The 13,053-nt window shown below is 61.7% G+C and carries 12 protein-coding genes and 1 tRNA gene; all 13 read left to right on the top strand.

Annotated elements, in window-relative coordinates:
- Positions 1–139 precede the first annotated feature (139 nt).
- The 13 genes from rpsO to nuoG all read left to right on the top strand — a co-directional run bounded on the left by rpsO (position 140) and on the right by nuoG (position 13,052).
- Positions 140–409 carry a 30S ribosomal protein S15 gene (gene rpsO / locus ACEN42_RS06305; RefSeq protein WP_035503009.1) on the top strand — a complete coding sequence of 90 codons (270 nt, stop codon included), beginning with the start codon at positions 140–142 and terminating at the stop codon, positions 407–409.
- A 353-nt stretch (positions 410–762) separates the two neighbouring features.
- Positions 763–2,886 (top strand): polyribonucleotide nucleotidyltransferase, encoded by a 2,124-nt coding sequence (pnp, locus tag ACEN42_RS06310; RefSeq protein ID WP_371880938.1) that lies wholly within the window; start codon positions 763–765, stop codon positions 2,884–2,886.
- A gap of 186 nt (positions 2,887–3,072) precedes the next feature.
- Positions 3,073–4,089 (top strand): NAD(P)H-quinone oxidoreductase, encoded by a 1,017-nt coding sequence (locus tag ACEN42_RS06315; RefSeq protein WP_371880939.1) that lies wholly within the window; start codon positions 3,073–3,075, stop codon positions 4,087–4,089.
- A gap of 165 nt (positions 4,090–4,254) precedes the next feature.
- Complete coding sequence (tpiA, locus tag ACEN42_RS06320) at positions 4,255–5,028, top strand: triose-phosphate isomerase (RefSeq protein ID WP_035503004.1); 774 nt, start codon at positions 4,255–4,257, stop codon at positions 5,026–5,028.
- A gap of 88 nt (positions 5,029–5,116) precedes the next feature.
- Positions 5,117–5,491, top strand: a complete 375-nt coding sequence (gene secG, locus ACEN42_RS06325) for a preprotein translocase subunit SecG (protein ID WP_371880940.1) — start codon at positions 5,117–5,119, stop codon at positions 5,489–5,491.
- Between the two features lie 127 nt (positions 5,492–5,618).
- Positions 5,619–5,703: transfer RNA gene (locus ACEN42_RS06330), tRNA-Leu, on the top strand.
- Between the two features lie 214 nt (positions 5,704–5,917).
- Complete coding sequence (locus ACEN42_RS06335) at positions 5,918–6,277, top strand: NADH-quinone oxidoreductase subunit A (RefSeq protein WP_187608862.1); 360 nt, start codon at positions 5,918–5,920, stop codon at positions 6,275–6,277.
- 61 nt (positions 6,278–6,338) lie between these two features.
- Positions 6,339–6,818, top strand: coding sequence for an NADH-quinone oxidoreductase subunit B family protein (locus tag ACEN42_RS06340; RefSeq protein ID WP_006052903.1), 480 nt, complete (start codon positions 6,339–6,341; stop codon positions 6,816–6,818).
- A 21-nt stretch (positions 6,819–6,839) separates the two neighbouring features.
- A complete protein-coding gene (locus ACEN42_RS06345) occupies positions 6,840–7,442 on the top strand; it encodes an NADH-quinone oxidoreductase subunit C (protein ID WP_187608863.1) in 603 nt (200 codons plus the stop codon).
- Positions 7,443–7,451: 9 nt separating this feature from the next.
- The gene (locus tag ACEN42_RS06350; protein ID WP_187608864.1) at positions 7,452–8,705 is read left to right on the top strand and encodes an NADH-quinone oxidoreductase subunit D; all 1,254 of its coding nucleotides are present in this window, start codon (positions 7,452–7,454) and stop codon (positions 8,703–8,705) included.
- Between the two features lie 151 nt (positions 8,706–8,856).
- Positions 8,857–9,342 carry an NADH-quinone oxidoreductase subunit NuoE gene (gene nuoE, locus ACEN42_RS06355; protein ID WP_035502997.1) on the top strand — a complete coding sequence of 162 codons (486 nt, stop codon included), beginning with the start codon at positions 8,857–8,859 and terminating at the stop codon, positions 9,340–9,342.
- Positions 9,339–10,661: an NADH-quinone oxidoreductase subunit NuoF gene (nuoF, locus tag ACEN42_RS06360; protein ID WP_238293858.1), complete on the top strand. Its 1,323-nt coding sequence runs from the start codon at positions 9,339–9,341 to the stop codon at positions 10,659–10,661. The genes nuoE and nuoF overlap by 4 nt, the downstream gene beginning before the upstream one ends.
- 51 nt (positions 10,662–10,712) lie before the next feature.
- Complete coding sequence (gene nuoG / locus ACEN42_RS06365) at positions 10,713–13,052, top strand: NADH-quinone oxidoreductase subunit NuoG (RefSeq protein ID WP_371880941.1); 2,340 nt, start codon at positions 10,713–10,715, stop codon at positions 13,050–13,052.
- The last annotated feature ends 1 nt before the right edge of the window (position 13,053 follow it).

Here is a 13,053-nt window from a genome sequence, read left to right on the forward strand (position 1 = left end):
AACCCTGTCTTCGGCGGGCATCAGTGTGATATACTCCGCGCTTCGTCTTGGAGTTTTGACTAAGGCGAAATCCGAAATTGGCAAACCCACGGCACGGCCTTTCTTCCGTGACCGCCTGTCTGAATCAAAGGAAAAGCAAATGTCCGTAGCAGAAGTCAAGAAGTCCGACATCGTCGCAGAATATGCGCGCGGCACCAACGACACCGGCTCCCCTGAAGTGCAAGTCGCACTCCTCACGAGCCGCATCAACGAACTCACCGTCCACTTCAAGTCGCACTCGAAGGATCACCACAGCCGCCGCGGTCTGCTGCGCATGGTGAGCCGTCGTCGCAAGCTGCTCGACTACCTGAAGGGCAAGGATGCGGATCGTTATCGCTCGTTGATCGAGAAGCTGGGTCTGCGCAAGTAATTGGCGTCAAACGGCCGCCGTTAGAACGAAGTGCCTGTGTCAGTCCGCTGATACAGGCACTTTGTTTTTGTACGTTCCGGCCGTGAAGTGGTGCGCGATCGCGTTTTCATCGGTCGGCACTGCGTAGTTGGTACTTCAGCAGTTCATCGCTTTACCCGGATTACCCGGATGCATCATCCGGTTCGACACCCGGTCCGGCCTCGCGGCAGAGCTTTGTGTCATTCCAGCGCGGCGTGCGCGCGCACGTCGGGCAGGCCCCGCGCTGGAATGGCATAACACACCTCTCAAGCGTGGCTCGCGACCGCCCCAGTCAGCGCCAGACGACCGGCGCGGCCAACGTAGAAGGAGTCACAATGTTCAATAAAATCGTCAAAGAATTTAAGTGGGGACAACACAATGTCCGCTTGGAAACGGGTGAAATCGCTCGTCAGGCAAGCGGCGCGGTGATCGTCGATGTCGAAGATACCGTCGTGCTCGCGACCGTCGTCGGCGCGAAGACCGCCAAGCCGGGCCAGGACTTCTTCCCGCTGACCGTCGATTACCTCGAAAAGACCTATGCAGCCGGCAAGATCCCGGGCGGCTTCTTCCGCCGCGAAGGCCGTCCGTCGGAAGGCGAGACGCTCATCTCGCGCCTGATCGACCGTCCGCTGCGTCCGCTCTTCCCGGAAGGCTTCTATAACGAAGTGCAGGTCGTCATCCACGTCCTGTCGCTGAATCCGGACGTTCCGGCGGATATTCCCGCGCTGATCGGCGCATCGGCCGCGCTCGCCGTGTCGGGCCTGCCGTTCAACGGTCCGGTCGGCGCCGCGCGCGTCGCGTACATCAACAACGAGTACGTGCTGAACCCCACGCGTCCGCAAATGAAGGAATCGGCGCTCGACTTGATCGTCGCGGGCACCGAGCGCGCTGTGCTGATGGTGGAATCGGAAGCGCAGCAGTTGTCGGAAGAAGTGATGCTCGGCGGCGTGGTGTTCGGCCACGAGCAGATGCAGACGGCCATCGACGCAATCCATGAGCTCGTCCGCGAAGGCGGCAAGCCCGAGTGGGACTGGAAGCCCGCCGCGAAGAACGAAGCGCTCATTTCGCGCGTCACGGAAATCGCCAAGACGGAACTCGAGGCCGCTTACCAGTTGCGCAACAAGCAGGCGCGTTCGACCAAGCTGAAGGAAGTCTACGCGGCGACCTCGGCGAAGCTCGCCGAGGAAGCAGTGGTTGCCGATGCGGCAACCATCGGCAACGTGTTGTTCGATATCGAAGCGAAGATCGTCCGCTCGCAGATCCTGAACGGCGAGCCGCGCATCGACGGCCGCGACACGCGCACGGTCCGCCCGATCGAAATCCGCACGGGCGTGTTGCCGCGCACGCACGGTTCGGCGCTCTTCACGCGTGGCGAAACGCAGGCGCTGGTCGTCGCGACGCTCGGCACGAAGGGCGACGAGCAGAACATCGACGCGCTCGAAGGCGAATATCGCGAGCGCTTCATGCTTCACTACAACATGCCCCCGTTCGCAACGGGCGAAACCGGCCGCGTCGGATCGCCGAAGCGTCGTGAAATCGGTCACGGCCGACTGGCCAAGCGCGCGCTGGTCGCGTGCCTGCCGGGCCCCGACGAATTCGGCTATTCCATCCGCGTCGTGTCGGAAATCACGGAATCGAATGGCTCGTCGTCGATGGCGTCGGTTTGCGGCGGCTGCCTCGCGCTGATGGACGCCGGCGTGCCGATGAAGGCGCACGTCGCGGGCATCGCGATGGGCCTGATCCTCGAAGGCAACAAGTTCGCGGTTCTGACCGACATCCTGGGCGACGAAGATCACCTCGGCGACATGGACTTCAAGGTGGCCGGCACGGCACAGGGCGTGACGGCGCTGCAGATGGACATCAAGATCCAGGGCATCACGAAGGAAATCATGCAGGTCGCGCTCGCACAGGCGAAGGAAGGCCGCATGCACATCCTCGGCAAGATGACGGCTGCGGTTCCGCACACGAATACGGAACTGTCCGACTACGCGCCGCGCATGATCACCATCAAGATCAATCCGGAGAAGATCCGCGACGTGATCGGCAAGGGCGGTTCGGTGATCCGCGCGCTGACGGAAGAAACCGGCACGACCATCGACATTTCGGACGACGGCGTCGTGACGATCGCGAGCACGAGCGCGGAAGGCATGGCCGACGCGAAGAAGCGTATCGAGAACATCACGGCTGAAGTGGAAGTCGGCCAGATCTACGAAGGCCCGGTGCTCAAGCTGCTCGACTTCGGCGCGATCGTGAACATCCTGCCGGGCAAGGACGGTCTGCTGCACATCTCGGAGATCGTCAACGAGCGCGTGAAGGACATCAACGACTATCTGAAGGAAGGCCAGATCGTGAAGGTCAAGGTCATCCAGACGGACGAAAAGGGTCGTGTGCGTCTGTCGGCGAAGGCGCTTCTGAACGAAGCCGCACAGCAGGCGGAACCCACGCATCCGCAGTCGTAATGCGGTAATGTGTAGACGGCCGGCCGCTGATGCGAGCCGGCCGTTTTCATGTATGACGCTTCGGACGCTATGCATTGTCCGACGCGTCATCGGACTCGATGGCAGTGTGCAGCGTGATTGCTACAGGCGCGCGCAGTGCCATCCGGTTCGAATGCACACTGACGCTGGTCGGCACAGGGAGAGGATATGAAGGCCATCGAAATCACTGAGTTTGGCGCACCCGAAGTCCTGAAACTGGGCGAACGTCCGACACCTGCGCCGGGCAAATGCGAGGTGTTGATCAAGGTTGCCGCTTCCGGCGTCAACCGGCCGGACATGTTCCAGCGCAAGGGCGCGTATGCGCCGCCGCCGGGTGCATCCGATCTGCCGGGGCTGGAAGTGGCCGGTGAAATCGTCGATGGCGATTTCGATCCCAAACACAACCCGTTCGGTCTGAAAAAAGGCGATCGCGTGTGCGCGCTCCTCGCGGGCGGCGGTTACGCCGAATATGCGGTTGCGCCGCTCGAACAGTGTCTGCCGGTGCCGAAGGGTTTGTCGGAGATCGAGGCCGCATCGTTGCCGGAGACGTTCTTCACCGTCTGGAGCAACGTGTTCGAGCGTGGTCAGCTGGGCGCGGGCGAGAACGGCGCGGAAGAGACGCTGCTCGTGCAGGGCGGATCGAGCGGCATCGGCGTGACGGCGATCCAGATCGCGAAGGCGCTCGGTTTTCGCGTCTTTGCCACGGCCGGCACCGACGAAAAATGCCGCGCGTGCGAAGCGCTCGGCGCCGAGCGCGCGATCAACTACAAGACGGAAGATTTCGTCGAAGTAGTGAAGTCGCTGACGAATGACCGCGGCGTCGACGTGATTCTCGACATGGTCGCCGGCGACTATCTGGCGCGCGAGCTCAAGGCGCTGGCCGATGGCGGGCGCATCTGCGTGATCGCGCTGCTGGGCGGCGCCAAGGCGGAGATCAATCTGAACGACGTGCTGCGTCGGCGCCTCGTCATCACCGGTTCGACACTGCGTCCGCGTCCGGTCGCGTTCAAGGCGAAGCTCGCGGCGAAGCTGAAGGAGCGTGTCTGGCCGGAAATCGAGGCGGGGCGCATCAAGCCGGTGATCCACCAGGTTTTCCCGGCGCACGACGCCGCCGCCGCGCACACGCTGATGGAAAGCAGCACGCACGTCGGCAAGATCGTGCTCGACTGGCGTGAGGGCGCGTGACATTTCCATGCGAAATCCGGCGTTTCACGTTGCGGCGCTTTTGACGGTTTGACCGGTTTCGTCGTAACACAGTAAAATCGCCTGTTTTGCAAGTAGTTTGCGGTTCGTAGCGGTTCATTTTTATAACAGGCGGTTCTTGCAAGCCGCCGCCGACTGACGAGACATATGTCCAGAGAACGAGCGAAACTGGTGGTGGGCAACTGGAAGATGCACGGTCGCATCAGTGACAACGCGACCCTGCTGACCGAAGTCGCCGCAGGGGCATCGGCTTTGCAAAAGGGTGTGCGTGTCGGCGTGTGCGTTCCGTGTCCTTACCTTGCGCAATCGCAGGCGCTTCTGAGCGGTTCGGTCGTGCAATGGGGCATTCAGGACGTGTCGGCGCATTCGGGCGGCGCGTTCACGGGCGAAGTCGCGGCAGAGATGGCGGCGGACTTTGGCGTCACGTATGCCATCGTCGGGCATTCGGAGCGACGCGCGTATCATCGCGAAAGTCCGGAACTCGTTGCGTCGAAGGCGCAGCGCGCGATCGAAGCGGGGCTCACGCCCATCGTCTGTGTCGGCGAGACGCTCGAAGAGCGCCAGGCGGGTACGACCGAACAGATCATCGGCACGCAGCTCGATGCCGTATTGGCGATTCTGACGGAAGAGCAGGCGGCGGGCATCGTGGTCGCGTACGAACCGGTCTGGGCGATCGGAACGGGCAAGACCGCGCGCCCGGGCCAGGCGCAGGACGTTCATGCATTTCTGCGTCACAAGCTGCTGGAGAAGGGTGCATCGGTGGCGAGCGTGCCGCTTTTGTACGGCGGCAGCGTGAAGCCTGAAAATGCGGAAGAGTTGTTTGGGCAAAAGGACATCGACGGCGGGCTGATCGGCGGCGCATCGTTGAAGTCGAAGGATTTTCTGGCGATCTGCCGGGCGGCGCAAACCGTGACGCATTGAGCGTCGAACGGCAAGCGGGCAGGGCAGGCGAAAGAGCATAGTGCGACACGAAGGTGTCACGGAAACATCAGGGATCGGGTGAGTTGAAATGCTGTATTTGAAGACATTGATTATCGTTGTCCAGTTGCTGTCGGCGCTGGGCGTTATCGGCCTCGTGCTGCTTCAGCATGGCAAGGGCGCCGACATGGGTGCTGCGTTCGGCAGCGGCGCATCGGGCAGTCTGTTTGGTGCGACGGGTTCGGCCAACTTCCTGTCGCGTACCACCGCTGTTCTCGCCGCGGTCTTTTTCGTCACGACGCTGACGCTGACCTATCTCGGAAGCTACAAGCCGCAAACATCGGCGGGTGTGCTCGGTGGCGCCGCACCCGTGCCGACATCGGCTTCGGCGGCAGCATCGGCGGGCTCTGCACCTGCTTCCGCACCGGTCGCGTCGTCCGCGCCGGGCGCCGACGTGCCTAAATAACGACAGAACGAATTTTTCGCATAATCTGCATTTTGTGCGTTGAACAATTCGTAGGGCCCAGTTATAATTCAAGTCTTGAAGCGATTCGCGGCAATTTAGAAGTAGTTTTCCCGGATTGCAGTACAGTGCCGACGTGGTGAAATTGGTAGACACGCTATCTTGAGGGGGTAGTGGCGAAAGCTGTGCGAGTTCGAGTCTCGCCGTCGGCACCAAAGTTATCCAATGCCAGCCGCTTGCTTCGCTTCGGCTGGCATTGTCACTTCTGGAGTACCCTTACGGTTTCATGGCGGCATAGACAGCGTCAAAGCGGTTGTCACAGTGTGCTGATATCGTGAGCGGTCCCAAGTGCATTCTCCCGCCGGGTGGTCCGTCCCGGCTGAAGGTCCCAATCAATAACAGACCACATCTACCGATCAGAGGATAGCCTTGAACCTCGCACCCTATTACCCCGTCTTCTTGTTTCTCGTAGTGGGCCTAGGTTTAGGTATTGCGTTGATCAGCATCGGCAAGATTCTCGGTCCCAACAAGCCCGACACGGAGAAGAACGCGCCGTACGAGTGCGGCTTCGAAGCCTTCGAAGACGCGCGTATGAAGTTCGATGTGCGTTACTATCTCGTCGCGATTCTTTTCATCATTTTCGACCTTGAAACGGCGTTCCTGTTCCCGTGGGGTGTGTCCCTGCGCGATATCGGCTGGCCCGGCTTCATGGCGATGATGATTTTTCTGCTCGAATTTTTGCTCGGTTTCGCCTACATCTGGAGAAAGGGCGGGCTCGACTGGGAATGACAGTTAGATCACCGGATTCATGGGCGGCTTTGGCTGGCTGCTCATCTGGAGTGGAAAACAAATGAGTATCGAAGGGGTCTTGAAGGAAGGCTTTGTCACCACTACGGCTGACAAGCTCATCAACTGGACGCGCACCGGCTCCCTGTGGCCGATGACGTTCGGTCTCGCGTGCTGCGCGGTCGAGATGATGCACGCGGGCGCCGCCCGTTACGACCTGGACCGTTTCGGCGTGGTGTTTCGTCCGAGTCCGCGCCAGTCCGACGTGATGATCGTCGCCGGTACGCTGTGCAACAAGATGGCGCCCGCGCTTCGTAAGGTGTACGACCAGATGGCCGAGCCGCGCTGGGTCATTTCGATGGGTTCGTGCGCGAACGGCGGTGGCTACTACCACTATTCATATTCCGTCGTGCGCGGTTGCGACCGGATCGTGCCGGTCGACGTGTACGTTCCTGGTTGCCCTCCGACCGCCGAAGCGCTGGTCTACGGCGTGATCCAGTTGCAGGCGAAGATTCGCCGCACCAACACCATCGCCCGTCAGTAAGGGCCTGAGTCTCCCCAAACTATGGCAAGCAAACTCGAGACCCTCAAAGCGAACCTCGAGACGGCGTTTGGCGACCGTCTCCAGAGCATCACGGAGTCGCTGGGTCAGGTGACGGTCGTCGTCAAGGCGGCCAACTATCTGAACGTCTGCGAGCAGTTGCGCGATGACCCGTCGCTGCGCTTCGAGCAGCTCATGGATCTCGCCGGCGTCGACTATTCGACCTACGGCGACGGTGCCTACGACGGCCCGCGTTTCGCAGCGGTCAGCCATCTTCTCTCGATCACGAACAACTGGCGCGTGCGCGTGCGCGTATTCGCCCCGGACGACGAAGTGCCCATCGTGCCTTCGGTGGTCGATATCTGGACATCGGCGAACTGGTACGAGCGTGAAGCGTTCGACCTCTACGGCATCGTGTTCGAAGGCCATCCCGACCTGCGCCGCATTCTTACGGACTACGGCTTCATCGGCCATCCGTTCCGCAAGGACTTCCCGGTTTCCGGCTATGTGGAAATGCGCTACGACCCGGAAGAGAAGCGCGTGGTCTATCAGCCCGTGACGATCGAACCGCGCGAAATCACGCCGCGCGTGATCCGCGAAGATCGCTATGGCGGTCTGAAACATTAAGAGAACGCCATGGCAGAGATCAAGAATTACACGCTGAACTTTGGCCCGCAGCACCCGGCAGCGCACGGCGTGCTGCGTCTCGTGCTGGAACTCGACGGCGAAGTGATCCAGCGCGCCGACCCGCACATCGGTCTGCTGCATCGCGCGACCGAGAAGCTGGCCGAGACCAAGACCTTCATCCAGTCTGTGCCGTACATGGACCGTCTCGACTACGTGTCGATGATGGTGAACGAGCACGGCTACGTGATGGCCATCGAGAAGCTGCTCGGCATCGACGTGCCGATTCGCGCGAAATACATCCGCGTGCTGTTCGACGAAATCACGCGCGTGCTGAATCACCTGATGTGGATCGGCTCGCACGCGCTCGACGTCGGCGCGATGGCGGTGTTCCTCTATGCGTTCCGCGAGCGCGAAGATCTGATGGACGTCTACGAGGCGGTGTCGGGCGCGCGCATGCACGCGGCGTACTATCGTCCGGGTGGCGTCTATCGCGATCTGCCGGACGCGATGCCGCAATACAAGGCATCCAAGATCCGCAACGCGAAAGCGCTCGACAAGATGAACGAGAACCGTCAGGGTTCGCTGCTCGACTTCATCGAGGATTTCTTCAATCGTTTCCCGGGTTGTGTCGACGAGTACGAAACGCTACTCACCGACAACCGCATCTGGAAGCAGCGTCTCGTGGGCATCGGCGTGGTGAGCCCGGAGCGTGCGCTGCAGATGGGCCTGTCCGGCGCGATGCTGCGCGGCTCGGGCATCGAGTGGGACTTGCGCAAGAAGCAGCCGTACGAAGTGTACGACCAGCTCGACTTCGATATCCCCGTCGGCGTGAATGGCGATTGCTACGACCGCTATCTGGTGCGCGTGGAAGAAATGCGCCAGTCGACCCGCATCGCCAAACAGTGCATTGCGTGGCTGCGCAAGAATCCCGGCCCTGTGATGGTCGATAATCACAAGGTTGCGCCGCCGTCGCGCGTCGGCATGAAGAGCAACATGGAAGAGCTGATTCACCATTTCAAGCTCTTCACCGAAGGCTTCCACGTGCCGGAAGGCGAAACGTACGCGGCGGTCGAACATCCGAAGGGCGAGTTTGGCATCTACCTGATTTCGGATGGCGCGAACAAGCCGTATCGCCTGAAGATTCGCGCGCCGGGCTATGCACACCTCGCATCGCTCGACGAAATGGCGCGAGGCCACATGATCGCCGACGCTGTGACGATCATCGGTACGCAAGACATCGTGTTCGGCGAGATCGATCGCTGATTTCATCGCCACCTGCACGGCGCGCGCATCGGGCGCCGTTCATGGAAATGCGAACGCAATAACAGGAATCCGCAGGAACGCCAGGTCTGCCGCAACATGAAGGGCGCGGCAGGTTTTCGTTCGGTAGGAATTGAAAGAGTCGTGTCTGAAAATGATCTCAGCTGAAGGCCTGAAAGAAATCGATCGCGCGGTCGCGAAATATCCCGCCGAGCAAAAGCAATCGGCGGTGATGGCGGCGCTTGCTGTCGCTCAGGAAGAGCATGGTTGGCTCTCGCCCGATCTCATGCAGTTCGTGGCCGATTACCTGAGCATGCCGCCGGTCGCGGTGCAGGAAGTCGCCACGTTCTACACGATGTACGAGCTGAAGCCGGTCGGCAAACACAAGATTACGTTGTGCACGAATCTGCCTTGCCAGCTCGGGCCGGACGGCGGTTCGGACAGCGCCGCCGAGTATCTCAAGCAGAAGCTTGGAATCGATTTCGGCGAGACCACCGCGGACGGCAAGTTCACGCTGAAAGAAGGCGAGTGCTTTGGCGCATGTGGCGACGCACCGGTGATGCTCGTGAACAACCACCGTATGTGCAGCTTCATGAGCCGCGAGAAGATCGACCAGTTGATCGAGGAACTTTCGAAATGACGTCACTCCACGATCGTCACATCAAGCCGCTGATCCTCGCCGGACTGAATGGCGAGAACTGGCATCTCGAGGATTACGTTGCGCGCGGCGGCTACAAGCAGTTGCGCCGCATTCTCGAAGAAAAGATTCCGGCCGAGCAGGTGATCGCCGACGTCAAGGCGTCGGGTCTGCGCGGCCGTGGCGGTGCGGGCTTTCCGACCGGCCTGAAGTGGAGCTTCATGCCGCGTCAGTTCCCGGGGCAGAAATATCTCGTCTGCAACTCGGACGAGGGCGAGCCGGGCACGTTCAAGGATCGCGACATCCTGCGCTGGAATCCGCACGCGCTGATCGAAGGCATGGCCATCGGCGCGTACGCGATGGGCATCACCGTCGGCTACAACTACATCCACGGCGAGATTTTCGAAGTCTATCGGGTGTTCGAAGCGGCGCTCGAAGAAGCGCGCGCGGCCGGCTATCTCGGCGCGAACATTCTCGGTTCCGGCTTCTCGTTCGAGCTGTATGCGCATCATGGTTACGGCGCGTACATCTGCGGCGAAGAAACCGCGCTGCTCGAATCGCTGGAAGGCAAGAAGGGCCAGCCGCGCTTCAAGCCGCCGTTCCCGGCGAGCTTCGGCGTGTACGGCAAGCCGACCACCATCAACAACACCGAGACCTTCGCGGCCGTGCCGTTCCTGCTGGAAGTCGGCCCGCAGAATTATCTCGAGCTCGGCAAGCCGAACAACGGCGGCACCAAGATCTTCTCCGTGTCCGGCGACGTCAATCGTCCGGGCAACTACGAGGTTCCACTCGGCACGCCGTTCTCGACGCTGATGGAACTCGCGGGCGGCGTGCGCGGCAAGTCGGTCAAGGCCGTGATTCCGGGCGGATCGTCGGCGCCGGTCGTGCCGGGTGACATGATGCTCGCGACCGACATGGACTACGATTCGATCGCGAAGGCCGGCTCGATGCTGGGTTCGGGCGCGGTCATCGTGATGAACGAAACGCGCTGCATGGTGCGCTCGCTGCTGCGCCTTTCGTACTTCTACTATGAAGAGTCGTGCGGTCAGTGCACGCCTTGCCGCGAAGGCACCGGCTGGCTATACCGCGTGGTGCACCGGATCGAGCATGGTCTTGGCCGCAAGGAAGATCTGGATCTGCTCAACTCGGTCGCCGAGAACATCATGGGCCGCACGATCTGCGCGCTCGGCGATGCTGCGGCGATGCCCGTGCGCGGCATGCTCAAGCACTTCTGGGACGAATTCGAATATCACGTCGAGCACAAGCATTGTCTCGTCGGCGGACATGCGCATCACGCGCGCACCGAAGCGCTTACCGCGTAATCAGGCGCGCAGTCAGGTGCGCGAGACAAGGGTTGAGGATCTCTATCCATCATGGTTGAACTAGAAATTGACGGCAAGACGGTCGAGGTGCCTGAAGGCAGCATGGTGATCCAGGCTGCGCACAAGGTCGACACTTACATTCCTCACTTCTGCTATCACAAGAAGCTTTCGATCGCGGCGAACTGCCGGATGTGCCTCGTCGAAGTCGAAAAGATGCCGAAGGCCGTCCCCGCCTGCGCGACGCCCGTGTCGGCCGGCATGATCGTGCGCACCACCTCCGACAAGGCCGTGAAGGCGCAACAGTCGGTGATGGAATTCCTGCTCATCAATCACCCGCTCGATTGCCCGATCTGCGATCAGGGCGGCGAGTGCCAGTTGCAGGATCTGGCTGTCGGTTACGGCAAGTCCCAGTCGCGCTATAGCGAAGAGAAGCGCGTGGTGTTCCACAAGAACGTGGGTCCGCTCATCTCGATGGAAGAGATGTCGCGCTGCATCCACTGCACGCGCTGCGTGCGCTTTGGGCAGGAAATCGCCGGCGTGATGGAACTCGGCATGCTGGGCCGCGGCGAGCATTCGGAAATCACGTCGTTCGTCGGGAAGACGGTGGATTCGGAACTGTCGGGCAACATGATCGATCTGTGCCCGGTCGGCGCCTTGACCAGCAAGCCGTTCCGCTACAGCGCGCGGACGTGGGAACTGTCGCGCCGCAAGTCGGTGAGCCCGCACGATTCCGTCGGCGCGAACCTCGTCGTGCAGGTGAAGAACAATCGTGTGATGCGCGTTCTGCCGATGGAGAACGAAGCCATCAACGAATGCTGGATCTCGGACAAGGACCGCTTCTCGTACGAAGGCCTGAACAGCGACGAGCGTCTGACCACGCCGATGCTCAAGCAAGGCGGCAACTGGATCGAAACCGACTGGCAGACCGCGCTCGAATACGTCGCGAAGGGTCTGAAGGGCATCAAGGCGGATCATGGCGCGAACGCCATCGCCGCTCTGGCCACGCCGCACGGCACGGTCGAAGAACTGCATCTGCTGAAGCAACTGGCTGAAGGCGTCGGCACGCCGAATATCGATTTTCGTCTGCGTCAGAGCGATTTCTCGGCGCCGGCCGGCATCGGTGCGCCCTGGCTCGGCACGAAGATCGCGGATCTGTCGACGATCGACACCGCGTTCGTGATCGGCTCGTTCCTGCGCCGCGATCATCCGCTGTTCGCCGCGCGTCTGCGTCAGGCCGCGAAGAACGGCGCGAAGATCACGTTCCTCAATGCCAGCAACGACGACTCGCTGATCCCGACGGCGCATCGTCTGGTCGCCGCGCCTTCCGCGTGGCTCGATCAGCTCGCGAGCATCGCGGCGGCGGTCGGCGAAGCGCGCGGCGTCGCAGTGCCGGACGCGTTCGCGGGTCGCGAAGCATCGGCGGCGGCGAAGGATGTCGCGGCATCGCTGTCGGCGGGCGAAGTGCGCGTGGTGTTGCTCGGCAATCTCGCGGTTCAGCATCCCGACTTTGCACAGATTCAGGCGGCGGCCCAGTGGATCGCCGACAATACCGGCGCGACGCTCGGCTTCCTCACGGAAGGCGCGAATTCGGTCGGCGCGCATCTCGTCGATGCATTGCCGGGCGAGGGCGGCCTCAACGCACGCGAAGTGTTCGAGCAGCCGCGCAAGGCTTACGTGCTGCTGAACGCGGAACCGGAATACGACACGGCCAATCCGGCGCAGGCCATCGCCGCGCTCAAGGCGGCGGAAATGGTCGTCGTGATGTCGCCGTTCAAGCACGGCATGGATTACGCGGACGTGTTGCTGCCGATCGCACCGTTCACGGAAACGTCGGGCACGTTCGTCAACGCGGAAGGCACGGCACAGTCGTTCAACGGCGTCGTGCGCGCGCTGGGCGACACGCGTCCGGGCTGGAAGGTGCTGCGCGTGCTGGGCACGATCCTCGGTCTGCCGGGCTTCGAGTTCGACACGGCTGAAGAAGTGCGCATCGCCGCGCTCGGTACGGGCGATCTGAGCTCGCGTCTGTCGAACAAGACGACCGCGCAAGCGAAGCGCGCGGCATCGAACGTCACGCTGAACGGCAGCGGCCTGCAGCGTCTCGCCGATGTGCCGATTTATCACGCTGATGCGCTCGTGCGCCGCGCGCCGTCGCTGCATCTGACGGCGGCCGCACGCGACGCGAACGTGGCCGGTTTGCCGACCGCGCTCTTCGACAAGCTCGGTCTGAAGGACGGCGAAGCAGTGCGTATCAAGCAAGGCAATCTGTCGGTGACGTTGCCCGCGGTCCGCGACGCGAATCTCGCGGAGTCGGTGGTCCGCGTGTCGGCGGGCACGGCGGCTGGCGCCGCGCTCGGCGGCCTGTTCGGTGAACTGGTAGTGGAGAAGGCGTAAA

Origin of the sequence: Caballeronia sp. S22 (genome assembly GCF_964261745.1) — a bacterium.
Taxonomy (GTDB): Bacteria; Pseudomonadota; Gammaproteobacteria; order Burkholderiales; family Burkholderiaceae; genus Caballeronia; species Caballeronia jiangsuensis.

What these genes read in the sequence shown, in the direction of transcription:
- rpsO (WP_035503009.1), top strand. Translation starts at nt 140, where the DNA reads ATGTCCGTAGCAGAAGTCAAGAAGTCCGACATCGTCGCAGAATATGCG.
- pnp (WP_371880938.1), top strand. Translation starts at nt 763, where the DNA reads ATGTTCAATAAAATCGTCAAAGAATTTAAGTGGGGACAACACAATGTC.
- ACEN42_RS06315 (WP_371880939.1), top strand. Translation starts at nt 3,073, where the DNA reads ATGAAGGCCATCGAAATCACTGAGTTTGGCGCACCCGAAGTCCTGAAA.
- tpiA (WP_035503004.1), top strand. Translation starts at nt 4,255, where the DNA reads ATGTCCAGAGAACGAGCGAAACTGGTGGTGGGCAACTGGAAGATGCAC.
- secG (WP_371880940.1), top strand. Translation starts at nt 5,117, where the DNA reads ATGCTGTATTTGAAGACATTGATTATCGTTGTCCAGTTGCTGTCGGCG.
- ACEN42_RS06340 (WP_006052903.1), top strand. Translation starts at nt 6,339, where the DNA reads ATGAGTATCGAAGGGGTCTTGAAGGAAGGCTTTGTCACCACTACGGCT.
- ACEN42_RS06345 (WP_187608863.1), top strand. Translation starts at nt 6,840, where the DNA reads ATGGCAAGCAAACTCGAGACCCTCAAAGCGAACCTCGAGACGGCGTTT.
- ACEN42_RS06350 (WP_187608864.1), top strand. Translation starts at nt 7,452, where the DNA reads ATGGCAGAGATCAAGAATTACACGCTGAACTTTGGCCCGCAGCACCCG.
- nuoE (WP_035502997.1), top strand. Translation starts at nt 8,857, where the DNA reads ATGATCTCAGCTGAAGGCCTGAAAGAAATCGATCGCGCGGTCGCGAAA.
- nuoF (WP_238293858.1), top strand. Translation starts at nt 9,339, where the DNA reads ATGACGTCACTCCACGATCGTCACATCAAGCCGCTGATCCTCGCCGGA.
- nuoG (WP_371880941.1), top strand. Translation starts at nt 10,713, where the DNA reads ATGGTTGAACTAGAAATTGACGGCAAGACGGTCGAGGTGCCTGAAGGC.